Here is a 25713-nt window from a genome sequence, read left to right on the forward strand (position 1 = left end):
ACTAGGTGGTGAAAAAATGACAGACAAAAAGACAACCGAAAAAAAAGAAAAAGAAACAGAAACTGCTGCAACCTTTACAGAAGAACTAACAGCAGTTCTTGAAGAAATAAAAGAAGAACCTGTAAAAGAAAAGAAAAAAGGGGAAATTGTCACCATTGTGAATGAAACAGATATTCAAATTGGTGAAAGAGAGTACCGAATTGTTAAAAATCATCGTGATGCCTTTGATCCTGAACGCTTAGGTGAACGGTTTAGTGAAGTATTAGCGCGTTATGATTATATCGTAGGAGACTGGGGCTATGAACAGTTACGCTTGCGTGGCTTTTTTGATACTTCTAATCGTCGGGCAGCGCCGGATCAACGCATTGATACACTAGAAGACTATTTGTATGAATATTGTAATTTTGGCTGTGCCTATTTTGTAATTGAACGAACAGGGGAACGTAAAGAAAAAACAACGCATCGTCGTCGTCGCCATAAAAAGAATAATCGTTCTAACGCGTTTGTCGAGGAAAAGAGTGCGCCCGCTAATAAAAATAGCAAGCCAGTGATTCGTACGCGAAAAGAAGAAAATAAAAAAACGACTACACCCAAACAGCCTAGTCCCAAAAAATCTGGCAAAGGCTTTACGATTCGTCAACGTGAGGAGTAAACAGAGTGAAAAAAGACTATCAAGGATATTTAATTGATTTAGATGGAACGATTTATTTAGGAAAAGAACCAATTCCAGCCGGAAAACGTTTTGTCGAGCAGTTACAGGAAAAAGATTTGCCTTTTTTATTTGTAACGAATAATACCACTAAATCTCCTGAAACAGTGGCACAACGTTTAGCAAATGAATTTGATATTCATGTCCCAGCATCCCTTGTTTATACAGCGACTTTAGCGACGATTGATTACATGAAAGAAACCAATCGAGGCAAGAAAGTCTTTGTCATCGGCGAGGCTGGTTTAATTGACTTAATTTTAGAAGCAGGTTTTGAATGGGATGAAACAAATCCTGATTATGTTGTCGTGGGACTTGATACAGAATTATCTTACGAAAAAGTGGTTTTAGCTACCTTAGCCATTCAAAAAGGGGCGTTGTTTATTGGGACCAATCCAGATAAGAACATTCCGACAGAAAGAGGCTTATTACCTGGTGCAGGTTCAGTTGTGACGTTTGTGGAGACAGCTACTCAAACAAAACCAGTTTATATTGGCAAACCAAAAGCGATTATCATGGAACGAGCGATTGCGCATTTAGGCGTGGAAAAAGAGCAAGTAATTATGGTTGGAGATAATTATGAAACCGATATTCAATCAGGGATTCAAAATGGTATTGATAGCTTGTTAGTTACATCAGGTTTTACCCCTAAGTCAGCTGTTCCAACTTTGCCAACGCCACCAACCTATGTTGTTGATTCCTTAGATGAATGGACTTTTTGAGTATGATGAGGTCGAAATTGCGTTTAAGGGAAACACTTGGACTCATTTGTTTGTTTTTAACGATTGTGGCTTTAAGTATCACGATCACGATTAATTTTCGTCCATTGTATCTTTTTGATATCCAACACTTAAATATTTTAAAAGACGTAGAGGTTGATCGTGTGACCTTGATTAAAAATTACGATCATTTAATGATGTACTTAAACAATCCTTTTGAAAAAACATTAGTATTTCCTGATTTTCCAATGTCTGATAGCGCGGCTTTTCATTTTTATGAAGTGAAAAAATTGTTTTTATTGTGCTATGGCGTATTACTAGTTACGTTGATGCCTAGTGTCCTTTATTTAAAATATTTGGTAAAAAATCAGCGTTTATGGACATTGATACGGCCATTTCAGTGGGGAATGTTTTTGCCTGTGCTTTTTGGCTTTTTCATGCTGATTGGCTTTGATCAATTTTTTATTGCGTTTCATGGATTATTTTTTAACAACGATGCTTGGTTATTTAATCCGCTGACTGATCCGATTATCAATGCCTTGCCTGAAGCCTACTTTATGCATTGTTTTATCTTGTTTTTTGTTTTATTAGAAGTCCTGTTTTTGATAGGTGTTTTAATCGGAAAACGTTCTTTAAAAAAATAAAGAGAGAAAAGTGAACAATTCCAAAATTGCTCGCTTTTCTTTTTTATTCAATCTAGTTTTAAAAACTAGATTGAATAATTGTCAAAAGTATGATATTCTTTTTTAGAAATGGTTAGGAGGGTTTTTATGGACGAGATAGAAAAATCACTACAAGATTGGGGCCAACAATTGGAAAACGTTCATTTGCCAAGATGGCATGAGTTACCAGACATTGAATTATATATGGATCAAGTGATTACTCTGATAGAAAAATACTTATCCCCATTGATTACACTGGAAAAACATACTTTGTTAACGTCCTCAATGGTTAATAATTATGTCAAACACGGGTTAATCCCGGCCCCAGTGAAAAAGCGCTACAATCAAAAGCATTTAGCGTTTTTAATTGCGATTACGTTGTTGAAACAAGTGTTAACATTGCCAGAAATTAAGCAAGGCATTTTATTCCAAGGAGCCACGGTTGGTATTCGTGAAGCGTACAATTTATTTTGTCAAGAACAGGAACGAGCGATTTATGTGATTGCTGCTCAAGCGCAAGAAAAAGAAGTTCAGGCCAAATCACAAGAACCTATGGGGATTGAATATTTGGCTGTAAAAGCAGCGACAATGTCTTTTGCTACTAAAATGTTTAGTGAAAAAGTGATTGAATTGGAACAAGAATACTTAAAAGAAATGGATGAGATGACACATGAATAAAGAAAAGATCGCACTACTGGTTGATTCTGGAACAGATGTTCCAGAGGCATTAGTCAAACAATACGGCATGTATGTCTTGCCTTTACAGATTATTTATCCTGAAAAAACCTATACAGATAAGGTAGATATTACACCAGAAGAAGTGTATCAACGTTTAGAGAAAGAAATCCCTAGTACTTCATTACCTGATGGTGCAACAATCCAAGCTATTTTTGACAAAATTAAAGAAGCGGGTTACGAAAAAGTCTTAGCGGTGACCATTTCTAGTGGTTTAAGTGGAACGTATAATGTGGTTCGCTTGCTTGGAGAACAAACCGAAGGACTAGATGTATTTGTTTTAGATACAAAGAACATTGGTATCGGGGCTGGTATTCAGGCGATACGAGCAGCAGAATTAATTGAAACAGGATTAGGATGGCAAGAATTACAACAAAAATTAACAGAAGAAGTAGCCAACGCAAAAGTATTTTTTAATGTAGCCACTTTAGAATATCTACAAAAAGGTGGACGAATTGGTTTAGTCACTTCTATTTTAGGGAATGCGCTAAAATTAAACCCCATTATTTCTTGTAATGAAGAAGGCATTTACTATACGGTGGCTAAGTCTCGCGGCCGTAAAAAAAGTCTTGATAAAACGTTTGAGTTGGTGACGAACTTTATAGGTGAGGCACCCCGTTTCCGTTTGGCAGTCGCTCACGGTGCGGCAGAGGAAGAAGCAAAAGCAATGATGGAACGCTTGAAAGCAGCTTTTCCACAAGCAGAAGAAATTTACTTTGGAACAATTAGTCCGGCATTAGTTGTTCATACAGGACCAGGACTTTTAGGTGTTGGCATACAGTTATTAAATGATTAATTAAATGAAAAATCCCCTCAAATTTTTTTGAGGGGATTTTTCATTTAAGATTTCTCTTTTTCATAGAAATATCATTTTGCTGGAAAAACAACGAAAATTATATTGAAAATTTCACGAATGTGTTACAATTTGTCTACAAAGGGGGAATTTTTTGTGAAAAAAGCAATAGCAGAATGTTTAGGAACATTTATTCTTGTCTTTTTTGGGACAGGAACAGCCGTTCTAGGAAATGGTATGGAAGGGATTGGAACAACGGGGATTGCCTTAGCATTTGGGTTAACAATCGTTGCTGCTGCCTATAGTATTGGCACAATTTCAGGTGCACATCTAAATCCAGCTGTTTCTATAGGAATGTGGCTTAATAAACGAATGACAACAATGGAACTAATCTACTATGTAGTGGGACAAATTGTTGGCGGCTTGATTGCCTCATTTGCATTATTAAGCATTCTAAAAGGTGCTGGTAAAAGTATTGAGAACTTAGGTCAAAATGGCGTAGGGGAATTAAGTGTTGCTGGTGCATTGACAGTCGAAATTATTTTAACATTTATTTTTGTTTTAGTTGTCATGACAGTTACAAGTGCTAAGAAAGGCAATGCTTCATTAGCGGGAATCGTAATTGGGTTAACATTAACAATGATTCACTTAGTCGGTATTCCTTTGACAGGAACTTCTGTCAACCCAGCTCGTAGCATCGCGCCAGCCGTTTTTGCGGGTGGTTCAGCGTTATCTGAGTTGTGGATTTTTATCGTTGCACCATTAATTGGTGGATTATTAGCCGCTCTTGTAGCAAAATTCGTCTTAGATACGGAAGAATAGATTAGCGAAAGAAGAATCTTTGATAACAAGCGTCAATTGTTGTCAGAGATTCTTTTTTTGTTATACTAGGAGAACCTAAAGGCGCATTTTTAACCAAAGATGAAAACATCATCAAAATAAGGTATAATAGGAAAGTATCAAATAAGATTAGAAGGAAAAAGAGGTGTCTCTTTGTGAAGAAAATTTTAGTAGTTGATGACGAGAAGCCAATTTCAGAGATCGTTAAATATAATTTGGTTAAAGAAGGATATGAAGTATTTACTGCTTATGATGGAGAAGAAGCACTTGAAAAAGTGGAAGAAGTGGAACCAGACTTAATTATTTTAGACTTAATGCTCCCTAAAATGGATGGCTTAGAAGTCGCGCGAGAAGTGCGCAAAACACATGATATGCCAATCATTATGGTGACTGCCAAAGATTCTGAAATTGATAAGGTTTTAGGATTAGAATTAGGAGCCGATGACTATGTAACGAAACCATTTTCAAATCGTGAATTAGTTGCTCGTGTAAAAGCCAATTTACGGCGAGGTGCAACCAATGCGAAAGAAGCCGAGGTGACAACGCAATCTGAATTAACGATTGGTGATTTAACCATTCATCCTGATGCATACATGGTCTCAAAACGGGGTGAAAAAATTGAATTAACCCACCGTGAATTTGAGTTACTTTATTACTTAGCAAAACATATCGGACAAGTGATGACTCGTGAACATTTATTACAAACCGTTTGGGGTTATGATTATTTTGGTGATGTGCGGACAGTGGACGTAACCGTACGTCGTTTAAGAGAAAAAATTGAAGATAGTCCAAGTCATCCAACGTATTTAGTTACTCGTCGTGGGGTTGGTTATTATCTAAGAAATCCTGAACAGGAGTAATCAGGTATGAAGAAAAAAGTTCACTTTTTTCAATCTGTTAATTTTAAGATTGCTTTATCATTTATTCTGCTGTTACTAATCGCGATTCAAATCATTGGTGGCTATTTCATTCGTGAATTGGAAGCCACTACAATTTCCGATTTTAAGAAAAATATGGATTCCCAGGTTGTCCAATTGTCAAATACGTTAAGCACGCAGATGAGCAACAAAGATCTCGAACGTAGTGACGTTGATGCAAATTTGAAAAAAGCGTTATCTGATTTTTCAAATGCAGACATTTCTGAAGCGAGAATTGTCGATGATAAAGGGATTATTCGGGCAACCAATGATTTAAATCAACAAAATATTATTGGGAAAAAGAATGATTATCGTGATTTAAATGACTTTACGAGTAAAAAATATCAAGCTTTAGATAATGATAAACGCGTGTATGTGAATGTTCAGCCGATTCAATCGCCTACTGGAGAAACAGTGATTGGTGTCCTTTATGTGAAAAGTAATTTAGAAAATAAATACCAAGAAATTACCAACACAGCAAGTATCTTTTTCACTGCTTCTATTATTGCCGCAGCAATCTCGATTATTGTGACCTTACTGATTGCACGATCAATCACGAAGCCGATTGGGGAAATGCGCGAGCAAGCCATTCGAATCGCTCGTGGTGATTACGCTGGAAAAGTAGAAGTCCATGGAAAAGATGAATTAGGCCAATTAGCAGAAACATTTAATCAATTATCAGAACGGATTGAAGAAGCACAAGAAACAATGGAAGCAGAAAGAAATCGTTTAGATAGTGTCTTAACGCATATGACAGATGGTGTCATTGCGACGGATCGCCGCGGAAAGGTGATTACGATTAATGAGATGGCCCTTTCATTATTAAATGTAAAAAATGAAAATGTGATTGGGACCTCGTTATTAGAGTTGTTAGATATTGAAGAAGATTACACATTGCGGAAGCTGTTAGAAGAGCCAGATGAACTGCTGATTGATCGCTCAACGTCTGATCGTGAAGAAGACCAAATGATTATCCGGGTAGACTTTACAATGATTCGTCGGGAATCAGGATTTATTACTGGCTTAGTTTGCGTACTTCATGACGTCACAGAACAGGAAAAAAACGAACGGGAAAGACGGGAATTTGTTTCCAATGTTTCTCATGAGTTGCGAACGCCTTTGACAAGTATGCGTAGTTATATAGAGGCTTTGAGTGAAGGAGCTTGGGAAAACCCTGAGATTGCGCCGAATTTCTTAAAAGTCACGTTAGAAGAAACCGACCGGATGATTCGTATGATTAATGATTTGTTAAATTTATCTCGGATGGACTCTGGGAATACACATCTTCAATTAGAGTATGTGAATTTTAACGAATTGATTAATTTTGTCTTGGATCGCTTTGATATGATGATTGAAAATGAGCAAAAAAATTACAAAATTCGCCGTGAATTTACTAAACGCGATTTATGGGTAGAGTTAGATACAGACAAAGTAATTCAGGTTTTAGACAACATTTTGAACAATGCGATTAAGTATTCGCCAGATGGCGGCGTCATTACCTGCCGACTAGTTGAAACACATAATAATGTCGTCTTTAGTATCTCGGACCAAGGTTTGGGCATCCCTAAAAAAGATCTCGGGAAAGTCTTCGAGCGTTTTTATCGTGTGGATAAAGCACGTGCGCGAGCACAAGGTGGGACTGGTTTAGGTTTAGCAATTTCTAAAGAAGTAATTCGGGCCCATAACGGGAGTATTTGGGTGGAAAGTACAGAAGGTGAAGGATCGACTTTCTATATTTCACTACCATATGAACCTTATGAAGAGGATTGGTGGGAATGATGAAATTATCAGAATGGATTACAAGAATTGGCTTGATTTTAATGGTCATTTTAAGTATATATTTTTCAGTCAATATCTGGCTGAATTCTGCCAAAAAAATACCAGAAATGAAGTCGGGAAGCCAAGTCACAACAGCTGTCAATGAAAAAGCCATTGGCGATGTCTATTTACCTTTGCAATTGATTCGAATAACTGATGGAAAAGCGATGCAAAGTAATCGTGAAACATTAATTAGTAATGTTCAAAATGATATTAAAATGGCTACGTTTGGTAAATTGACACAAGTTGTGACAAAAAATGCAGAGCAACTTAAGCGCTACAACCAAATGGAACAAGGCATTGAACTTCTTTATCAAGGTCCCTTTTTAATCTCGGACTATGCTTCGATTTATAATCTATCCATTAATTTTACTAACTTTAATGAGTTGACGGACCAGTATTTTACGAAAATTCAATTGGATTTTAACGAAAATAAGATACGTTTTTTAGATTATGACCAAGCCAACGTCTATGAAGCGCCCATGACTGTCAATAAGGCGCGCTTAATGGGAATTATCAATAAAGAGGGATTACAATATCAAGACGTTTCCGAAAATACGCTAACCAAACAAGGGCAATGTTATTTAACCAATGATATGAAGTTGAAAAAGTACAGTTATATCTTAGCTTCGCAACCAGTTACTCGTTTTAGGAATGCTTTTTTCAATGAAACGGAAGATATCCAAACCAATGAAGACAGTCAAGACTTAACCTACACGAGTAAAGAAGAACGATTGTTTGCAGAAGAAAAACTGGGAAAAATCGATTTTAAAGGGACCTTGCCAGAAGAGAATAAACGGGATTCAATCTATAATCAAAGCTTTTCTTATGTAAAACGTTTAGGAACCAATATGGGGAATTTACGTTACTTTGATCGAACGAAAGATAGTGTCAATTATCGGACTTTTGTGGAAGGTTTCCCAGTGTTCAGTAATGATTTAAAAGGCCAAGTGGATATTCGCATCACGAACAATGATGGTGCTGCGCCAAGCGTAACCATTAACACAAGTGTGAATACGATCCAAGTGCCGATCCCTTCAGAAGAAGAAGTGACGCTGGAAAGCACGGAAAAATTGATTAAGCGTTTAGAAACAGCTGGTGCTAAAAAGGAAAAAATCCAATCGGCTGTTATCGGTTATACGTGGCAGACAATTGAAGAAGTCAAACAAGTCGTTGATTTAAGTCCGGAATGGTATGTCCTTTATAACAACAATTGGTACACTGCAACGGACTTGGTAAAACAATTACCAAGCTTGGAGGTGGGCTAATGGATTTTAAACGAATTGAGTGGATTTTCTTCTTAGCATTTTTAGGATTAAATATTTTTTTATTTGGAATTTATCGGGAAGGTCAACAAGAGGAGAGCAACGTCTCTTCTTCCAGCCAAACAGAATCGATTGAAAGTCGGTTGGAAAAAGATAACATCTCGTATAAAGGGACACTTTCTTCAGAACGATTGGAAGGCTATTATTTAAGTGGCGAACAAACCAATTTTTCTGCTGCTTTAAAAATCCAACGTGAAAAGAATAAAAACTTTTTGAGAAATGGGCTGCAAATTGCGGATAATACTTTAACGAGTGTACCTAGTAAAAACTATTTTATTGATCCTAAGAAAATTGATAAAGATTTAAGTACCTTTTTAAATGAAAAAAATGCTTTATTATTCGGAGACGAATATCAATACTTACCAGAATTTTCTCATTTAAAAGAGCCGACGGCAGAAATTGTGGCTGCACAATCGTATAAAGGAATTCCTTTTAGAGACGACACGGCAAAATTAAGTATTTTAGCAGATACGTCAGGTGAATTATGGAAAATTAGTAAATATTCGCAAACGCACATTGAAAATATTGAAGAGTTACGGGACAAAACGGATTTATATTCCAATCGTGATGCGATAGACACGCTCTATATGAATAACCGGATTCCTAGTAATTCCAAAATAACATTCATTAAATTGGCCTATTCAAGAATTTATAAAATTCGTGAGAAAAATGTATACGTTCCAGTCTGGTTTGTAGGAATTTCTACTGGTGAAGATTCAGTTGAAATTGAACAGGTGAATGCCGTAAGTAATACCATCATCACAAATAATACTGTGCCAAAGGTGGAAAAACATTAAGGTCCGTTGTATAATGAAACACGTTAATGTTGTAATGTAGAAGGGAAGAGTTTTAAATGGATTCAGAGTTTGCTTTTAATATCAGTGTTCTTGCCAGTGGCAGTACAGGCAATTCCCTTTTTATTGAAACCAACCAAAAGAAAGTATTAGTAGATGCGGGTTTAAGTGGCAAAAAAATCACTTCACTGTTAGCAGAAGTCAATCGCAAACCAGAAGATTTAGATGCGATTTTAGTTACACATGAACATCGGGATCACATTCACGGCGTTGGCGTGTTAGCGCGAAAATATAAGTTAGATGTCTATGCTAATGAAAAAACGTGGCAAGCGATGGATCCCATGATTGGCAAAGTCGATGTCGCTCAAAAACATATTTTTGAAATGGGCAAAGTTTTGACCTTGGGAGATATGGACATTGAAAGTTTTGGTGTCTCACATGATGCGATTGCGCCTCAATTTTATCGTTTTCATCGCAATAATCGTTCCTTTGTTGTTCTAACGGATACAGGTTATTGTAGCGATCATATTCGTGGTACGATTGAAAATGCAGATGCTTATTTAGTCGAAAGCAATCATGAAATTGAAATTTTGCGAGCAGGACCTTATCCATGGAGTCTTAAACAACGGATTTTAGGAGATAAAGGCCATTTATCCAATGATGATGGTGCTCTTGTGATGGCGGATGTGTTAGGTGATAAAACAAAACGCATTTATTTAGGTCATCTTAGCAAAGAAAATAATACGAAACTTCATGCGCGAATGGCAATGGAGTCTACTTTGAAGCAAAAGGATTTAGGCGTCGGTGAAGCATTTAAGGTATATGATACAGACCCCGATTCAGCCTCAGAGTTATTTCAAATTTAGAATAATGGTGGTTTATCAGTTTTTGAGCGTGGAGCAAAAATCCAAAGTGATTTTTGTCCCATGCTCATTTTTTGTTCTTTTATCCAGCTGGTTTGACAGAGACATCGGTGATAATACTTTTAAACTCTTAGTTAATTTTTTGACAAATACTTGTGTTTGTCTGGTGTTAGGAGTATAGTTAACTAGATTTTTACTAGTGGGAGGTCTATAATGTTTCAATTTTTACCAAACTCTGTTTTACAGATGAGCACTATTTTTCTTTCGATTATTATCGAAGCATTGCCTTTTGTCATGTTAGGTTGCTTGATTTCAGGCGCTTTACATGTTTTTTTAACACCAGAACGAGTAAAAAAAGTGTTACCTAAAAATAAATTTTTATCAATTTGTGTAGGGAGTTTCCTAGGGTTTTTCTTCCCTTCTTGTGAATGTGGGATTGTACCAATTGTGCATCAATTTGTTAAAAAAGATGTACCAACACATACCGCTTTTGCTTTTATGTTAACGGCACCAATCATTAATCCAATTGTGCTATTCTCAACATACGTAGCCTTTAGTGGCGCAACAAAATTTGTGATTTGGCGAGTTTTAGGTAGTATGATTGTCGCGTGGGTTATCGGCATTTGGTTAGCTTATTTTCGAAAAGAATCAATTTTAACAGAAAAAGAGTTGGCGCAGATTAAAGAAGAGCAGGTTGCTCATACGCATGAACACGTTGATGAAGTTCGTTCATTTTGGAAAAACGGCTGGTCAGCGTTAACCCATAGTATTGATGAATTTTTTGATACGGGTCGTTATTTAATTTTTGGTTCTTTGTTGGCAGCAATCATGCAAACCTATATTCCAACTGGTGCGCTTATGCAATTGGGCCACTCAAAGATTTTAGCGATTCTAGTCATGCTAGTCATTGCTGCCACTCTATCACTTTGTTCAGAAGCAGATGCATTTATTGGTTCTTCTCTTTTGAGTTTGTTTGGCACAGGACCAATTGTCGCCTTCTTAGTTTTTGGTCCAATGGTAGATATTAAAAATTTATTGATGATGAAACGTTATTTTAAAATGTCATTCATTGTACAATTTGTTTTGATAGTGGCGCTTGTCGTAACTATTTATGCGGCAGTAGTTTAGAAAGGAGGCCTACAATCGATGATACGATTTATTATTTTAATTGGATATATGGGGTTGATGATGTATCTTCAAATTTCAGGTGAACTGAACCAATATATCAATATTCATTATAATTACTTAGCTGTTTTATCAATGGTTTTAGCTTTTATTATGGCGATTGTCCAATTGATTTTGTGGAACCAAGCAGATCCATCAATGCAAAAAAAACATGAAGACATGCACCAACATGGGGGACATGAACATCATGGCCATCAGCATAATTTGGAAAAACCCAGCCAAAGAGGGCTTGCCTATTTACTACTTTCTTTACCGTTGATTGTTGGCTTATTATTTCCGACAGTTAGTTTAGACACAACAATTGTTGAAGCAAAAGGATTTAACTTTCCAGTAAGTAAAGAATCAGTAGGGGATCCTGATATGCAAACGCAATATTTGAAACCTGATACAAGTATGTATTTCAATAAGACGGATTATGACAAGCAGATGGCAAAAGCCATGAAACAATATGATGGCCAATCTGTGATTTCAATTACGGATGAAAACTATTTGGAAATTATGGAACTAATCTATAATTATCCAAGTCAATTTGCAGGGAAAAGGATTTCTTATAAAGGCTTTGTCTATAATTCAAAACGAGAAGAAAGTGTTGACCAGTTTGTCTTCCGTTTTGGAATTATTCATTGTGTCGCTGATTCTGGCGTTTTTGGCTTGTTGGTTCATTTTCCTGAACATACCCAATTTCAAAACAATGATTGGGTAACGATTACCGGCACGGTTGAGTTGTCCTATTATCCACCGTTTAAACGACAAATACCAACTGTTCAAGTGGAGAAAGTCAAAGCAGATCAAGCACCAAAAAATCAATATGTCTATCGTTCCTTTTAAAAAAAGTTGGTTGCTTCCTTATCAAATGGAAGCAACCAACTTTTTTGCTGTCTATTTTTTAATTTTGTTGCGCTTACGACGAATAAAACCCAAAGATTCTCTTTTTTCCCGAAAGCTGCGGATATTTTGATTGAAAACCTCAGAAGCGACTAAGCCTAACGCAATTGCCCCAGCAATCATTACAGCTTGCACGGTAAAATAGGCGCCTTTTTCATAATTGCCAATTACGATATTCCGAACAGCTTGATAAGCTAAGCCACCAGGTACCAATGGAACAATACCAGGAATATTAAAAATCGTGACAGGCATTTTCAATATTTTTGAGAATAGGTAGCTTACTGCCGCAACACCGACAGCACCGATGAGGGAACCTAATGCTGCATTTCCACTAAAAACTTCAACGATTACCCAATAAAGCATCCAGCTTACACTACCAGTTAGACCACAAGCCACCAGTGATCGTCGGGGAACATTAATAATAATTGCAAACGCCGCAGAAGCTAAAAAACTAAAGATAAATTGTACCAAAACGATTCCTAGCAAGTAAGTCACTCCTTTTAATAGAAAAGTTGAAAGACAAAAGCAATGCCAAAACCAATCATTCCTGAAGTCATTAATGCTTCAGTCCCACGAGAAACACCCGATAAGTAGTGTCCAGCTAGCAAATCGCGAAGAGCATTGGTAATTTGCACACCAGGCACTAAAGGCATGACACAACCAATGATGATTAAATCTTGTGATTGTCCGAGTCCCAATTTGACTGAAAGAATAGCGGCTGCACCAATGAACAGCGAAGCTAAAAATTCAGATAAAAATTTAATCTTGAGAAACTTTAAACTAAAATAATAAAGACTATAGCCGCAACCACCAATCAGAAAAGTCAAGAATAAATCGGACCAGACGCCACCAAAAAGAATCATAATTGTAGCGCTGACAACGGCCGCACTAACAATGCGTGCGCTAATTGGAAAATGTCGGTGTTCACTATCAATCACTTTTAGTTTATTCAGTAATTCCTCTAAAGAAAAATCACCAGCCACATAAGCACGAGACAGCTGATTCACACGAGAGATTTTTTCTAAATCAATGCCACGTTTCATTACTTGAACCATACGAATCGTGGAGGTTCCATCTATGCCAACAAATAACCCGGTTTGTGTCACATAGCTAACCATTCGATAGTTGCCAGAAGCAAGCGCAATTCGGCTCATTGTATCTTCAACACGGTACATTTCTGCATCGCTTTCTATCATAATTTTACCAGCTAACAAACAGGTTTCTAAAAGTAAATCCAAATGAGCAGGAGTCATTGAGCAAGCCTCACTTTATGTATTTTCTTCTAGTGTACTACAAACGAACCAAAAAGAGGAAATAAATAACAGCTGCAATCGAAAATTTACATCGTAAACAGATTGTTAGCGAATTGTAACATTAAAAGGCTGATATTATTTAATCATAGATATTTAAAAGTTTTCAAAAGAGAAACGTCGATTTTTTCGCAAAATGAATTGAAGGGAAAGGTGATATTCTGGCGATTTAGCAGAGCTTTATTCTTGTTTTATAAAGTTGTGTATTTGTTTTTATAATTTTAAAATTATCGATGGCTGTCATTTTTTTACGAAGCCTTTATTAATAAAAGACTAAGAAATAACAAAAAAGAGAGAAGGAGAAGAAATTTTGTTTGTAGTTTCGGTTCTTTTCTAGTAAAATGAAATTGTATAAAAGTAGAAGTGAGGTGTAGTAAAATGGGTTTTACAGACGAAACAGTACGCTTTGATTTTGATGATAATCGAAAAAAAGCAATCAGTGAAACGTTAGAAACCGTATATCGGGCATTAGAAGAAAAGGGATACAATCCTATTAACCAAATAGTAGGGTATTTACTTTCTGGGGACCCGGCTTACATTCCTCGTTATCAAGATGCTCGAAACTTAATTCGTCGTCATGAACGTGATGAAATCATGGAAGAATTAACCAAATATTACTTAGCGAACCACGGAATCGATATCAAATGAGGATCATGGGGCTAGATGTAGGTTCACGGACAGTCGGTGTGGCTGTTAGTGATTTATTAGGTTGGACAGCGCAAGGCATCGAAATTATTCGCATCAACGAAGAGGAAGAGAACTTCGGCTTTGAGCGATTAGGTGAATTGGTGAAAGAATACGAAGTCACGAAATTTGTCGTAGGTTTACCGAAAAACATGAATAATTCCATCGGTCCTAGAGCTGAAGCATCTATGGCATATGGTGATAAGATTCAAGAATTATTTCAATTACCTGTTGACTATCAAGATGAACGATTAACAACTGTCCAAGCAGAGCGTTTCTTGGTGGAGCAAGCAGATGCTTCCAGAGCCAAAAGAAAAAAAGTCATTGATAAACTAGCGGCAGTAATGATTCTACAAAATTATTTAGATGCACATAGCCGATAATTATCGAGCTTTGAATACATCAAGGGAGAGAAGAAGAATGACAGAACACAACCACGATCATGATCACGAAGGACATGAACACATTACTTTAGTAGACGAACAAGGAAATGAAACATTATACGAGATCTTACTAACTGTTGACGGTCAAGAAGAATTCGGTAAAAATTATGTTTTATTATATCCAGCAGGAATTCCTGAGGATGAAGATGTTGAATTGCAAGCTTACTCATATGTGGAAAACGCAGAAGGTACAGAAGGCGATTTACAGCAAATCGAAACAGACGCTGAATGGGATATGATTGAAGAAGTTTTCAATACATTCATGGCTGAAGAAGAAGAGTAAAACTGTAACGAGAGAAGCGCTACTTCTCCTATTGAGAAGTAGCTTTCTTAATAATAATTGTTATAATGTACATGTTGTTTCTATCATAAGATACTATCGCTATCATTGAGTGTGGTGGATAAAGAAGGACAGCATTATCTAGTTTTACAAGATGTTGTAAAAACGTAACATCCTTGTAATGACGTTAATTTGGTAACTATCTAGCATAATTTATAATTTGTGTTATACTAAGTGTGAGGTTTTAGAAATACTGTTAATTTTATAATATTAAATAAAAAAATGGCTCCACCTACTGGCATAGGTAGAGCCGTCAGAAATTCAGTTAAACAAACACGTAATTATTGGTGTGGTGCATTGCCACGAACTGAAATTCCAGTTAATAAAGCAAGTAAATCAAACATATATTTCACCTCCTTTATTATGATAGCTTCATTATAACATTATCTGTAAAATGATGGTATGTTTAATACAAAAAAAATAGAAAGATTGGAGTTTTGACTGTGAGAGTAGCGGGAGAAAAAATCAAAACAGCGCGTAAAAAGAAAAAATTATCGCAAGCTGAATTGGCAAAAGGAATTTGTACACAAGCAACAATTAGTAACATTGAAAACAAAAATGTGTGTGACAGTTTAGACATTTTCTCATCTGTATGTCTACGTTTAGACTTACAAGTGGAAGAATGTATCGAAGGTTCTAGTGAGAAAAAACTCGAAAGCTTATTAAATAAAGTAGAAGAATTATGCTTTTACTTTAAGCACGATGAAGCCTATGATTTGTTGAAAGACTATCCAGATGATATCGAAAGTTCAAACAGAATTTTAGAAACAAAATTTTTCTATTATAAAGGAATTACGAGTTTATTAGGTAAGAAAAATAATAGCGAAGCATTGTTCTATTTACATCGTGGTTCTGAAATTAGTCGTGATATTAATATTTATAATATTTTGAGTATGAATGCGATCGGTATTTTATATGAATTAGAAGATGATATTGAAAAAGCAAAAGTTTATTACGATAAATCTTTACAATTGCTAAGCGAATTCAAATTAGATTATCCATTAGAGCAATGCCGTATTTATTATAATACCGCAAAATTCTATTCATTAATTAAAGACTATGCAAAGAGTATTGAATTAAGTGATAAAGGAATCGAAATTAATCGGACACACAGTTCTATTTACTCTTTAGATTGCTTATTATACGAAAAAGCGTTTAATAAACAAATGCTAGGACTAGATGCTGTTGAAGATTATCGTATTGCGTACTACTTTACACGTTTCTTTGAAAATAAAAAATTACTTGCTTATATTGAAAAAGATATGCAAGAGTTTAATATCAGTTTTAAATAATAAATTATTGTTTCAGATTTTAAAAAGGAACAACCTAACTCCTCTTGAGTTAAGTTGTTCCTTTTTTCTCTTTTTAATTTGTTTCTTTGACAGCGTTACGGACGCTTTCGGCGACGACTTTTGCGACTCCTTCTTGGAATGGATCGGGAATAATATTGGTCGGCGTGAGTTCATTATCGGGTATCAATTTTGCAATACCTTTGGCAGCGGCAATTTGCATTTCAATCGTAATCTTTTTCGCCCGAGCATCTAAGGCACCACGGAAGATACCAGGGAAAGCTAACACATTATTAATTTGATTCGGAAAGTCACTACGACCAGTTCCGACAATATAAGCGCCTGCCGCTAAAGCTTCATCAGGAAAAATTTCAGGAACTGGGTTAGCCATTGCAAAAATAACTGGCTGCTCATTCATCTGTTGAATCCACTCAGGTTTTAAAACGCCTGGTGCCGAAACACCAACAAAGACATCAGCGCCTTCAAGAGCAGTAGCTAAATCACCGGTACGGTGTTCCCGATTGGTTAGCTTCGCAATTTCTGCGTGGTGTGGTGGCAGAGCTGTATCTGTTTCGCTCAGAATCCCTGCACGGTCAACAATGATAATATGTTTTACGCCAGCAGCTAAAAATTTTCTTGTGATCGAAAGACCAGCGGAGCCACCGCCGTTGATTACCACATGAATGTCCTCTATTTTCTTGTTGATTAATTTTAAGCTGTTGTACAAAGCCGCTAGAACAACAATCGCTGTCCCGTGTTGATCATCATGGAAAACGGGAATATCTAGTTCATCGATTAAACGCTGTTCAATTTCAAAACAACGAGGAGCGCTGATATCTTCCAAGTTAATCCCTCCAAAGGTTGGAGCCAAAAACTTCACTGTTTGGATGATTTCTTCAGTATCTTGTGTATCTAAAACAAGGGGAATCGAATCCACACCAGCAAAGCGTTTAAACAATGCAGCTTTTCCTTCCATGACAGGCATCGCTGCTTCAGGACCAATGTTACCTAAACCTAAAACTGCTGAACCATCACTGATAACGGCGACGGTGTTTTTCTTTGTTGTTAATTCGTAGGCGCGTTCTTTTTTTTCATGTATGGCAGAAGAAACAGCCGCAACACCTGGTGTGTAGGCAATTCCTAAATCTGCTTTTGTTTCAATCGGAACTTTAGGGCAGACTTCTAATTTCCCCCCAAATTTTTTTGCTTGCTCAATCGCTAATTCTTTTACATCTTTTGTTGACATATCATTTTCCTCCTAAATAATTCACTTATGGTTAAAAAAGCATTCTAAAAATAGCAGTCATTGTTATTACTGTAATGGCACCGCCTAAACGTGTCGCAACTTGTGCAAACGGCATTAAGTTCATTCGATTGGCTGTACTTAAAATAGCCACATCGCCAGTCCCACCCATACCACTCTGACAAGCGGAGACAATGGCAGCCTCGACGGGATTCATATTCATGAAGCGTGAAACGAAAAATCCTGTAGCAATAACAGTGAAAACGACACTAATTACCACAACAAAATATTGCCAGCTAAGCATTCCTACGACATCTTTTAAAGGAATATATAACATACCTAAGCCGACCATTAACGGGAACGTAAAATTGCCAGAGATAAATTTATAAAGCTGTTTTGATCCGCGTTGGGTTTCTTTCGGTACTACATTTAAGTATTTTAAAAAGGCTGCGACAACAATCATCAAAACAGGACCAGGAAAGCCTGTTAAGTGTTGCAATAAACCGCCTGTAATAAATAAGGTACATGCAATTAAAACACCAGCGCCCATTAATTTTACATCAATTGGTGCTTTGTCTTCTTCTAAAGCATCACTTAAATCATCTGAATTGGTAATTTTGATCAACTGACCTTGTCCAGAAAGTTCAGGGCGTTTTTCTCCTAAACGACTAAGTAAACCAGAACACATAATAGCAAAAAAATTACCAATAATGGTTGCGGGAATTAATTGCCCCACTAATTGTTCACTTGGCAATCCAGTAATGGCACTATAACCAAGGGATAAAGGAAGAATGCCTTCACCGATTCCACCAGCTAAAACAGGAGTGACAATATAGAAAAGGCTATGTTTCCAACCGAGACCTAACAGCGTTCCAACAAGGGTCCCAACCCCCATTGCTAAAATCATTCCTAATGCCATCGGGACAATCATGCGCATTAAACCTTGGACTAAAATTTTGCGGTTCATTCCAAGGATACTTCCACAGACCAAACATGCAATATAGAAATAGAGAAAGTTTGCTTGTTTCATTAAAATATCTGTTGAGTCTAAGACATTTTGGTTGAGTAAATTGAAAAAGACCATAATTGATGGTACTAATAAAGATAAAATTGCGGGACCGCCAAAATGTTTCAAAATAGGAATATTTCCACCAATTGTTCCAAGTAACCAACCCATTGTTAAAATTACGGCAAAACCACCTAACATATTGACTGGTAGTTGTTCTAATAGAGCTGTAACAAGAATAATGCTAGCTGTTACAAGATAAACAGGTAACGTAACCGAACCAATCCTCGTTTTGGTTAATTTGTTGCGCCAATCTGTTTCATTAGCAGCTGTTGCGTGCAATTTCTTTTCCATGCTATTTCCTCCTATAACTTTAATCTATATTCATCATAATGTAAACGTTTTCTCTGGAGTAGATTATTTAATTAATTTAACTAAAGAAAAGTTTTTTAACCAAATCTTCCTATGCTATACTTTATTTGAAGAGAAAAGAGGGATGGAATGAAGCGTGGCGGGAAATTATGGTGCTTCTTATCAGTGATTTTTATTGCAACATTAATTATTATGATTACTTTCTTTTACGGAGTAACGACGGTTCAAACAATTAAAGAAGTTCGTAAAAACCAAGAGCAAGCACTTTTAGCCGTCGGGGAACAGTTGGCTATTGAACCGAATGTTATTGAAGCCTTAAAGAATGATCACTATTCAGATGAATTGGAAGCGTATACGGTTCGTTTAGGTGAAATCCATCAGTTGGATTTTATCGTGATTATGAATATGCAGGGGATTCGTTTAACACATCCTGATCGCCAAAAAATAGGTAAGCATTTTGAAGGTGGCGATGAAGTGCGAGCATTAAAAGGGGAGGAACATTTGTCTGTTAGTCAAGGGAGTTTAGGAGAATCATTACGAGGTTTTGTCCCAGTCTATGATCAAGGAAAACAAATTGGGGTTGTGGCAATGGGCATTAAAATGACCTCGCTTTCACAATTGATTGAACGAACAAAAAATGATTACACAGTGAGTGTCCTTTTAAGTGTTGGTTTTGGCTTTATATTAGCCATCGTGGTTTCTTATTATTTAAAAAAACAACTTCACGATTTAGAGCCAAGAGAAATTGCTCGTCTATTAGAAGAGCGAAACGCCATGCTTGAGGAAACGAAAGACGCAATCCTTGTGATTGATACCGATCAAAATATTTTATTAGCAAATATTGAAGCAACTAAAATGTATCATAATATAACAAATAGTGAAGAAAATTTACTAGGAAAGAAACTTTCAGCATTGGTTTTATCTCCTGAAAAATTAGTCGTACATTCAAAAACAGAGCAATTCTATCGTCAAAATGGCCAGGATTATTTCGTCTCAATCGCCCCGATTAATGTCCGTAAAAAAACAATTGGGCATGTTATCTTTCTGAAAAATGCGACGGAAACGTTTATTGTCGCAGAACAGCTTGTCAGCACAACGACATATGCTTCGGCATTACAAAGTCAATCACATGAATTTATGAATAAGATGCATGTTATTTATGGGTTAGTCGATTTAGAAGATTATGAGGCGCTAAAACATTATCTGGCCGATTTATTGAAACCAGAAAAGGAATTTGCACAGCGCTTAGCTATTTTGGTTAGGAATCCTATTTTAGCAGGTTTTTTAAGTGGGGAAAGAATCAAGTTTGCAGAAATTAAAACACAATTAGCTATTGAAATTTATCCAGAAATTCCACCAAATAAACGAGATGAAGATACGCAAAATTTGATTGCTATCTACCGTTATATTCATCGTTTCCTGATGGAGCAAACGTTGCCAGAAGAGATCATTGAAACCATTGATTATCAGCCAGGAAGTTTGACGACGACTTATTCGTTTGCTTATCCAAAAGAACAACTGGAACGCTTTGAGCAAGAGTTTTTCACTTCTTATTTGGCAAGATTATTAGAGAATGCGGAAGCGACATTGACTTGGGAAAACCAACAAAACAATTGGCTTGTCATTCGCATAAATGTTCATTACGAAGGAGCAGAGGAAAATGAACCTATTGATTATTGAAGACGATCCTATGGTTGCATATATACATCAAAAATATCTTGAAAAATTAATTCACCAACCGACTATTTTTACGGCGGCAACAATTGCTGAAGGTCTACAACTAACGGAAGAAAAACAACCAGCACTTGTTTTATTAGACGTTCATTTGAAAGATGGCAACGGCTTGACCTATCTGGCAACAATTAGAGATGAAAAAATTGACACAGAAGTCATCCTGATTACGGCTGCCAACGAGTTGGAAAACGTTAAACGAAGCTTACATTTAGGCGTTTTAGACTATTTAGTTAAACCCTTCTCTTTTGAACGATTTCAACAAAGTATCGAAAACTATCAGAAAAAAGCTGCTCAATTCACGCTGGAAACGAAGGAGCTTTCGCAAACAAAAGTGGACCAATTGTTTCATTCTTCACAGACGAACGCACGTAAAAATGAACAAGTTCTTCAAAACCTGTCCTTAGAAAAAGGACTAACACAAGCAACATTACAATTATTGTTAAAAAAAATAGACGAATTTACCGACTATTTTACGATTCAAGAATTATCAGAAGCGAGTCAGCTTTCACATGTTTCTGTTCGTAAATATGTGTTGTTTCTAGAAAAAAATAACCTTTTAGAAAGTAAAAATAGCTATTTAAAAGTGGGGCGTCCCTATCAATCGTATCGGAGAATTTAGTATTTTTTATTTTTTAGTAAATTAAAAAGTAATTGAAAAGTGGTGAAATACAGAGGATACTCCTTTTTATTCTCATTTAAAGAACTTAATTGAGAATGGAAAAGAGGATATTATTTGTTATTTTTTGAGAATATATGATATTCTTTATTATGTAAGAAATAATATTATATGGGAGGAACGAGCGATGAAAGTTATTGTTTTAGGATCATCACATGGAGGTTATGAAGCGGTAGAGGAATTACTAAATCTTCATCCTGATGCAGAAATTCAATGGTATGAGAAAGGTGATTTTATCTCATTCTTGTCTTGTGGCATGCAGTTGTACCTAGAAGGAAAAGTGAAAGATGTTAATTCTGTTCGCTATATGACTGGCGAAAAAATGGAGAGCCGTGGTGTAAATGTCTTTTCTAATACTGAAATTACAGCGATTCAACCAAAAGAACATCAAGTGACAGTGAAAGATTTAGTGTCAGGTGAAGAACGTGTTGAAAATTATGATAAATTAATCATCAGTCCCGGAGCTGTCCCATTTGAATTAGATATTCCAGGTAAAGATTTGGATAATATTTACTTGATGCGTGGTCGTCAATGGGCCATTAAATTAAAACAAAAAACAGTAGATCCAGAAGTCAATAATGTGGTTGTGATTGGTAGTGGTTATATTGGGATTGAAGCTGCCGAAGCATTTGCAAAAGCCGGCAAAAAGGTTACTGTTATTGACATTTTAGATCGTCCATTAGGGGTATATCTAGATAAAGAATTTACAGATGTTTTAACAGAAGAGATGGAAGCCAATAACATTACCATTGCAACTGGTGAAACAGTTGAACGTTATAAAGGCGACGGTCGTGTGCAAAAAGTCGTTACAGATAAAAATGCGTACGATGCTGATTTGGTCGTTGTAGCGGTTGGTGTCCGTCCAAACACTGCTTGGTTAAAAGGTACCTTGGAATTACATCCGAATGGCCTAATCAAGACGGATGAATACATGCGGACAAGTGAGCCTGATGTATTTGCAGTAGGGGATGCTACGTTAATTAAATACAATCCTGCAGACACAGAAGTAAATATTGCCTTAGCAACGAATGCTCGTAAACAAGGTCGCTTTGCTGTGAAAAACCTAGAAGAACCAGTTAAACCTTTCCCTGGTGTTCAAGGATCTTCTGGCTTGGCTGTCTTTGATTATAAATTTGCTTCAACAGGGATTAATGAAGTCATGGCTCAAAAATTAGGAAAAGAAACAAAAGCGGTGACAGTAGTAGAAGACTACTTGATGGACTTCAATCCAGACAAACAAAAAGCTTGGTTTAAATTAGTATATGATCCTGAAACAACACAAATTTTAGGCGCTCAATTAATGTCGAAAGCAGATTTAACTGCAAACATTAATGCTATTTCATTAGCGATTCAAGCCAAAATGACGATTGAAGACTTAGCCTATGCGGACTTCTTCTTCCAACCAGCGTTTGACAAACCTTGGAACATTATTAATACAGCGGCTTTAGAAGCGGTGAAACAAGAACGTTAATAGAAGAGAAAATAAAACCCATGAGTATTTATAGTACTCGTGGGTTTTATTTTTATTTTGTATTCAATTGATTTTTCAACTCTTGTTGGACACGAGTTAATTCTTGTTCATTCACACGTTGATAGGAAACACCATCTTGCATAAAACCAGTACCTTGAAGTTGGTCTTGTTTCACTTTACCAAAGGCACTGCGATAATCTAAGGCAATTTTTTTCATGTCATCAAAACTTAAATCTGTCTTCATATTATCAGAAACAGCTGTTAAAATTTCTTGATAGTTGCTCACGCTATTAAGACTTAAGACTTTTTGGACGATGCCTTCAATCACTTTTCTTTGACGTTCTTGGCGGCCGTAGTCACCATTAGGATCTTCGTAACGCATTCTTGAATAGGAGAGTGCTTGTTCACCATCCAATGAAATTTTACCAATCGTAAAATCATATCCGTCTTGTGAAAAAGTCAGATTATTGTTCACTTCGATTCCGCCAACCGCGTTGACTAATTCTTTTAAACCAGCCATATTAATTGAAACATAATGATTAATAGGTATGTTTAAATAGTTTTCAACTGTGTCCATTGCTAAAGATGCGCCACCAAAAGCATAGGCGTGATTCAATTTATCTTGTTTTCCTTGACCTGGAATATCAACATAGGTATCGCGAGCAAGACTGACTAAGGTTGTTTGCTTGTCACGAGGATTAACTGTTGCAACAATTGTTGTATCCGAACGACCTTGCTCGACACGCCCATCATCGCCTGTATCAATCCCTAATAATAAAACAGAAAAAGGCTCCTTATTGTTTAAATTGACCTGACTTTTTTTAGATCGTTCTACTGTTTCATAGGTTTTATCCATTGATTTAGAAACATCCCAATAAAGTTTTGCTCCCATTCCAACAACTGCAAGAAATAGAACCAAGATAATTCCAAAGATAATGGCAAAAATTTTCTTCCCTTTTGACATATTTTTCCTCCAATAATTTATCACAGGTTGTGATTTTTTTCTTATAGGTTAATCTTACTAATTTTTAGTGAAGAAGTATATAATAATTGTTGAAAGACTATAAAACTTTAAGGTATTTTGCATTATTTTTGCTTAATCTTTTGAAATATCTCAATTCTATTAAAATATGCGAATTAGTATATTACACGTTTTCAAGGTGTTTCATTGTTGATTAATTAGAATTTTAGTGGTATTTTTGTATTTGTAATTAGTACAGATTTTAATTGGAGGTATAACAGTGAGTAAAAAAGGATCAGATATCATAGTAGAAAGTTTAATCAATCACGAAGTGCCCTATATTTTTGGGATTCCCGGTGCAAAAATTGATGGGGTTTTTGATGCATTAGTTGACAAAGGCCCAGAATTAATTTTAGCTCGACATGAACAAAACGCTGCCTTTATGGCACAAGGGATTGGTCGTTTGACGGGAGAGCCTGGCTTAGTTATTGCAACTAGTGGACCTGGTGCCAGCAATTTAGCAACTGGGTTAGTAACTGCGACTGCAGAAGGGGACCCTGTTTTAGCATTGGCTGGACAGGTGAAACGGTCCGATTTGTCAAAATTAACTCACCAAAGCATGAATAATGCTGCATTATTTAGCCCAATAACAAAATTCAGTACAGAAATTCAAGATCCAGAAACATTATCTGAAAATATTGCCAATGCTTACCGTATCGCCAAAACAGCGAAAAAAGGTGCAACATTCTTATCGATCCCACAAGATGTCACAGATAGTCCGGTGACAGGCGAAGCAATTAAGCCTTTGTCGGCTCCGAAACTGGGCCATGCATCAGCAGAAACAATCGCAGCTTTAGCTGAACGAATCAAGCAAGCGAAGTTACCTGTTTTACTTTTAGGAATGCGGGCCTCTGCACGAAAAGTTACCGCAGCCATTCGTGAATTGGTTGCTATAACTGGTTTGCCAGTCGTGGAAACGTTCCAAGGAGCAGGAATTATTTCAAAAGAATTAGAAGAACATTTCTTTGGGCGTGTTGGTTTATTTCGAAACCAACCTGGGGATCGTTTGTTAAAAAGAAGTGATTTAGTGATTGCGATTGGTTATGACCCCATTGAATATGAAGCACGTAATTGGAACGCAGAAAAAGATGCGCGCGTTATTGTTATTGATGAAGTTCAAATGGAAATTGACCAATATATGCAACCGGAAGAAGAGCTAATTGGTGATATGTCTAAAAATATTTTGAAATTATCAGAAGCATTTAGTGAACCAATACTAACAGAAGATGCGCAAGATTATTTAGAAACGCTTCAAGAAAAATTAACGATTAAAGAAGTAAAAACAAGTACAATTGAAAATCGATTACATCCATTAGAAATTGTTCAAACGCTTCAAGAAAAAACCACGAATGAAATGACAGTTACTGTTGATGTAGGGAGCCACTACATTTGGATGGCTCGCCACTTTAGAAGTTATGAACCGCGTCATTTATTATTTAGTAACGGTATGCAAACATTAGGTGTCGCTTTGCCTTGGGCAATCTCGGCTGCGCTGGTTCGTCCGAATACACAAATTATCTCTGTTTCTGGGGACGGCGGTTTCCTATTTTCGGCGCAAGAATTAGAAACAGCGGTTCGTTTAAAGCAAAATATCGTGCATATTATTTGGAATGATGGTAGTTATGATATGGTTAAATTCCAAGAAGAAATGAAATATAATCGATCCTCTGGCGTAGATTTTGGTCCAGTTGATTTTGTGAAGTATGCTGAAGCTTTTGGAGCCAAAGGGGTTAGAGTTCATTCACAAGCAGAATTTGCCGCAGCTTTAGAAGAAGGAATGCAAACAGAAGGCCCAGTGATTATTGATGTTCCTGTGGATTATTCAGATAATCAAGAATTAGGTAAAACATTGTTACCAGATCAACTTTATTAGGAGATGGAA

Annotated in this window: 26 protein-coding genes; 21 read left to right on the forward strand and 5 right to left on the reverse strand. The window is 36.4% G+C overall.

Going from position 1 to position 25713, the window contains the following annotated elements; genetic code table 11:
• The first annotated feature begins 16 nt into the window (after positions 1–16).
• The 13 genes from IGL90_RS04745 (at position 17) to IGL90_RS04805 (ending at position 12185) form a co-directional block, all read left to right on the forward strand.
• Positions 17–652: a YutD family protein gene (locus IGL90_RS04745; protein ID WP_002394356.1), complete on the forward strand. Its 636-nt coding sequence runs from the start codon at positions 17–19 to the stop codon at positions 650–652.
• Positions 653–657: 5 nt separating this feature from the next.
• On the forward strand, positions 658–1428 hold the full coding sequence (locus IGL90_RS04750) for a TIGR01457 family HAD-type hydrolase (RefSeq protein WP_002357953.1): 771 nt from the start codon (positions 658–660) through the stop codon (positions 1426–1428).
• Positions 1416–2069, forward strand: coding sequence for a TIGR01906 family membrane protein (locus tag IGL90_RS04755; protein ID WP_002397813.1), 654 nt, complete (start codon positions 1416–1418; stop codon positions 2067–2069). The genes IGL90_RS04750 and IGL90_RS04755 overlap by 13 nt, the downstream gene beginning before the upstream one ends.
• Positions 2070–2195: 126 nt before the next feature.
• Positions 2196–2765, forward strand: a complete 570-nt coding sequence (locus IGL90_RS04760; protein WP_002361647.1) for a DUF1836 domain-containing protein — start codon at positions 2196–2198, stop codon at positions 2763–2765.
• Entirely contained in the window at positions 2758–3618 is an 861-nt protein-coding gene (locus IGL90_RS04765; RefSeq protein ID WP_002357950.1) for a DegV family protein, read from the forward strand. Before IGL90_RS04760 ends, IGL90_RS04765 begins: the two co-directional genes overlap by 8 nt.
• A 117-nt stretch (positions 3619–3735) precedes the next feature.
• Positions 3736–4437: an MIP/aquaporin family protein gene (locus IGL90_RS04770; protein WP_002408099.1), complete on the forward strand. Its 702-nt coding sequence runs from the start codon at positions 3736–3738 to the stop codon at positions 4435–4437.
• 173 nt (positions 4438–4610) lie between these two features.
• Entirely contained in the window at positions 4611–5315 is a 705-nt protein-coding gene (yycF, locus tag IGL90_RS04775; RefSeq protein WP_002357947.1) for a response regulator YycF, read from the forward strand.
• Positions 5316–5321: 6 nt separating this feature from the next.
• The gene (walK, locus tag IGL90_RS04780) at positions 5322–7151 is read left to right on the forward strand and encodes a cell wall metabolism sensor histidine kinase WalK (RefSeq protein ID WP_002357946.1); all 1830 of its coding nucleotides are present in this window, start codon (positions 5322–5324) and stop codon (positions 7149–7151) included.
• Positions 7148–8458: a YycH family regulatory protein gene (locus tag IGL90_RS04785; RefSeq protein ID WP_002385989.1), complete on the forward strand. Its 1311-nt coding sequence runs from the start codon at positions 7148–7150 to the stop codon at positions 8456–8458. The genes walK and IGL90_RS04785 overlap by 4 nt, the downstream gene beginning before the upstream one ends.
• Positions 8458–9312, forward strand: a complete 855-nt coding sequence (locus tag IGL90_RS04790; protein ID WP_002365516.1) for a two-component system regulatory protein YycI — start codon at positions 8458–8460, stop codon at positions 9310–9312. Before IGL90_RS04785 ends, IGL90_RS04790 begins: the two co-directional genes overlap by 1 nt.
• Before the next feature lie 56 nt (positions 9313–9368).
• Positions 9369–10175: an MBL fold metallo-hydrolase gene (locus IGL90_RS04795; protein WP_002357943.1), complete on the forward strand. Its 807-nt coding sequence runs from the start codon at positions 9369–9371 to the stop codon at positions 10173–10175.
• A gap of 210 nt (positions 10176–10385) precedes the next feature.
• Entirely contained in the window at positions 10386–11300 is a 915-nt protein-coding gene (locus tag IGL90_RS04800; protein ID WP_002379342.1) for a permease, read from the forward strand.
• Between the two features lie 18 nt (positions 11301–11318).
• Complete coding sequence (locus IGL90_RS04805) at positions 11319–12185, forward strand: TIGR03943 family putative permease subunit (RefSeq protein ID WP_002357940.1); 867 nt, start codon at positions 11319–11321, stop codon at positions 12183–12185.
• A gap of 51 nt (positions 12186–12236) precedes the next feature.
• On the opposite strand, the gene IGL90_RS04810 is transcribed toward IGL90_RS04805, so the two are convergent.
• Both IGL90_RS04810 and IGL90_RS04815 read right to left on the reverse strand, forming a co-directional pair.
• Positions 12237–12737, reverse strand: coding sequence for a threonine/serine exporter family protein (locus IGL90_RS04810; protein ID WP_002382172.1), 501 nt, complete (start codon positions 12735–12737; stop codon positions 12237–12239).
• A 5-nt stretch (positions 12738–12742) separates the two neighbouring features.
• Positions 12743–13495, reverse strand: a complete 753-nt coding sequence (locus tag IGL90_RS04815) for a threonine/serine exporter family protein (protein ID WP_002357938.1) — start codon at positions 13493–13495, stop codon at positions 12743–12745.
• A 435-nt stretch (positions 13496–13930) separates the two neighbouring features.
• Here IGL90_RS04815 and ireB point away from each other — a divergent pair, with 435 nt between their 5' ends.
• The 4 genes from ireB to IGL90_RS04835 all read left to right on the forward strand — a co-directional run bounded on the left by ireB (position 13931) and on the right by IGL90_RS04835 (position 16311).
• On the forward strand, positions 13931–14200 hold the full coding sequence (ireB, locus tag IGL90_RS04820) for a regulatory phosphoprotein IreB (protein ID WP_002357937.1): 270 nt from the start codon (positions 13931–13933) through the stop codon (positions 14198–14200).
• Positions 14197–14619 carry a Holliday junction resolvase RuvX gene (gene ruvX / locus IGL90_RS04825; RefSeq protein WP_002357936.1) on the forward strand — a complete coding sequence of 141 codons (423 nt, stop codon included), beginning with the start codon at positions 14197–14199 and terminating at the stop codon, positions 14617–14619. The genes ireB and ruvX overlap by 4 nt, the downstream gene beginning before the upstream one ends.
• Positions 14620–14656: 37 nt before the next feature.
• Positions 14657–14962, forward strand: coding sequence for a DUF1292 domain-containing protein (locus tag IGL90_RS04830; RefSeq protein WP_002357933.1), 306 nt, complete (start codon positions 14657–14659; stop codon positions 14960–14962).
• A 500-nt stretch (positions 14963–15462) separates the two neighbouring features.
• Positions 15463–16311: a helix-turn-helix domain-containing protein gene (locus IGL90_RS04835; protein ID WP_002382173.1), complete on the forward strand. Its 849-nt coding sequence runs from the start codon at positions 15463–15465 to the stop codon at positions 16309–16311.
• 73 nt (positions 16312–16384) lie between these two features.
• Here IGL90_RS04835 and IGL90_RS04840 read toward each other — a convergent pair whose 3' ends face one another.
• Positions 16385–17554 (reverse strand): NAD(P)-dependent malic enzyme, encoded by a 1170-nt coding sequence (locus tag IGL90_RS04840; protein WP_002360544.1) that lies wholly within the window; start codon positions 17552–17554, stop codon positions 16385–16387.
• A 31-nt stretch (positions 17555–17585) separates the two neighbouring features.
• A complete protein-coding gene (locus IGL90_RS04845; RefSeq protein ID WP_002357930.1) occupies positions 17586–18911 on the reverse strand; it encodes a 2-hydroxycarboxylate transporter family protein in 1326 nt (441 codons plus the stop codon).
• Positions 18912–19058: 147 nt separating this feature from the next.
• Between IGL90_RS04845 and IGL90_RS04850 the strand changes: the two genes are divergently transcribed.
• From IGL90_RS04850 to IGL90_RS04860, 3 genes are all read left to right on the forward strand, one after another.
• On the forward strand, positions 19059–20609 hold the full coding sequence (locus IGL90_RS04850; RefSeq protein WP_048737778.1) for a Spo0B domain-containing protein: 1551 nt from the start codon (positions 19059–19061) through the stop codon (positions 20607–20609).
• Positions 20590–21282: a response regulator gene (locus IGL90_RS04855; RefSeq protein ID WP_048737780.1), complete on the forward strand. Its 693-nt coding sequence runs from the start codon at positions 20590–20592 to the stop codon at positions 21280–21282. The genes IGL90_RS04850 and IGL90_RS04855 overlap by 20 nt, the downstream gene beginning before the upstream one ends.
• A gap of 184 nt (positions 21283–21466) precedes the next feature.
• The gene (locus IGL90_RS04860; RefSeq protein WP_048737782.1) at positions 21467–22810 is read left to right on the forward strand and encodes an NADH peroxidase; all 1344 of its coding nucleotides are present in this window, start codon (positions 21467–21469) and stop codon (positions 22808–22810) included.
• Between the two features lie 52 nt (positions 22811–22862).
• On the opposite strand, the gene IGL90_RS04865 is transcribed toward IGL90_RS04860, so the two are convergent.
• A complete protein-coding gene (locus IGL90_RS04865; RefSeq protein ID WP_048737783.1) occupies positions 22863–23774 on the reverse strand; it encodes an LCP family protein in 912 nt (303 codons plus the stop codon).
• A gap of 277 nt (positions 23775–24051) precedes the next feature.
• Here IGL90_RS04865 and alsS point away from each other — a divergent pair, with 277 nt between their 5' ends.
• Positions 24052–25704 carry an acetolactate synthase AlsS gene (alsS, locus tag IGL90_RS04870; RefSeq protein ID WP_002357923.1) on the forward strand — a complete coding sequence of 551 codons (1653 nt, stop codon included), beginning with the start codon at positions 24052–24054 and terminating at the stop codon, positions 25702–25704.
• Positions 25705–25713 lie beyond the last annotated feature (9 nt).

Source organism: Enterococcus sp. DIV1307a (genome assembly GCF_050537425.1).
Lineage (GTDB): Bacteria > Bacillota > Bacilli > Lactobacillales > Enterococcaceae > Enterococcus > Enterococcus faecalis.

What these genes read in the sequence shown, in the direction of transcription:
- IGL90_RS04865 (WP_048737783.1), bottom strand. Translation starts at nt 23,774, where the DNA reads ATGTCAAAAGGGAAGAAAATTTTTGCCATTATCTTTGGAATTATCTTG.
- IGL90_RS04770 (WP_002408099.1), top strand. Translation starts at nt 3,736, where the DNA reads ATGTGTTACAATTTGTCTACAAAGGGGGAATTTTTTGTGAAAAAAGCA.
- IGL90_RS04845 (WP_002357930.1), bottom strand. Translation starts at nt 18,911, where the DNA reads ATGGAAAAGAAATTGCACGCAACAGCTGCTAATGAAACAGATTGGCGC.
- IGL90_RS04760 (WP_002361647.1), top strand. Translation starts at nt 2,196, where the DNA reads ATGGACGAGATAGAAAAATCACTACAAGATTGGGGCCAACAATTGGAA.
- IGL90_RS04855 (WP_048737780.1), top strand. Translation starts at nt 20,590, where the DNA reads ATGAACCTATTGATTATTGAAGACGATCCTATGGTTGCATATATACAT.
- IGL90_RS04850 (WP_048737778.1), top strand. Translation starts at nt 19,059, where the DNA reads ATGAAGCGTGGCGGGAAATTATGGTGCTTCTTATCAGTGATTTTTATT.
- IGL90_RS04805 (WP_002357940.1), top strand. Translation starts at nt 11,319, where the DNA reads ATGATACGATTTATTATTTTAATTGGATATATGGGGTTGATGATGTAT.
- IGL90_RS04755 (WP_002397813.1), top strand. Translation starts at nt 1,416, where the DNA reads ATGGACTTTTTGAGTATGATGAGGTCGAAATTGCGTTTAAGGGAAACA.
- IGL90_RS04745 (WP_002394356.1), top strand. Translation starts at nt 17, where the DNA reads ATGACAGACAAAAAGACAACCGAAAAAAAAGAAAAAGAAACAGAAACT.
- IGL90_RS04790 (WP_002365516.1), top strand. Translation starts at nt 8,458, where the DNA reads ATGGATTTTAAACGAATTGAGTGGATTTTCTTCTTAGCATTTTTAGGA.
- ireB (WP_002357937.1), top strand. Translation starts at nt 13,931, where the DNA reads ATGGGTTTTACAGACGAAACAGTACGCTTTGATTTTGATGATAATCGA.
- IGL90_RS04840 (WP_002360544.1), bottom strand. Translation starts at nt 17,554, where the DNA reads ATGTCAACAAAAGATGTAAAAGAATTAGCGATTGAGCAAGCAAAAAAA.
- walK (WP_002357946.1), top strand. Translation starts at nt 5,322, where the DNA reads ATGAAGAAAAAAGTTCACTTTTTTCAATCTGTTAATTTTAAGATTGCT.
- IGL90_RS04815 (WP_002357938.1), bottom strand. Translation starts at nt 13,495, where the DNA reads ATGACTCCTGCTCATTTGGATTTACTTTTAGAAACCTGTTTGTTAGCT.
- IGL90_RS04785 (WP_002385989.1), top strand. Translation starts at nt 7,148, where the DNA reads ATGATGAAATTATCAGAATGGATTACAAGAATTGGCTTGATTTTAATG.
- IGL90_RS04830 (WP_002357933.1), top strand. Translation starts at nt 14,657, where the DNA reads ATGACAGAACACAACCACGATCATGATCACGAAGGACATGAACACATT.
- IGL90_RS04860 (WP_048737782.1), top strand. Translation starts at nt 21,467, where the DNA reads ATGAAAGTTATTGTTTTAGGATCATCACATGGAGGTTATGAAGCGGTA.
- IGL90_RS04800 (WP_002379342.1), top strand. Translation starts at nt 10,386, where the DNA reads ATGTTTCAATTTTTACCAAACTCTGTTTTACAGATGAGCACTATTTTT.
- IGL90_RS04765 (WP_002357950.1), top strand. Translation starts at nt 2,758, where the DNA reads ATGAATAAAGAAAAGATCGCACTACTGGTTGATTCTGGAACAGATGTT.
- ruvX (WP_002357936.1), top strand. Translation starts at nt 14,197, where the DNA reads ATGAGGATCATGGGGCTAGATGTAGGTTCACGGACAGTCGGTGTGGCT.
- IGL90_RS04795 (WP_002357943.1), top strand. Translation starts at nt 9,369, where the DNA reads ATGGATTCAGAGTTTGCTTTTAATATCAGTGTTCTTGCCAGTGGCAGT.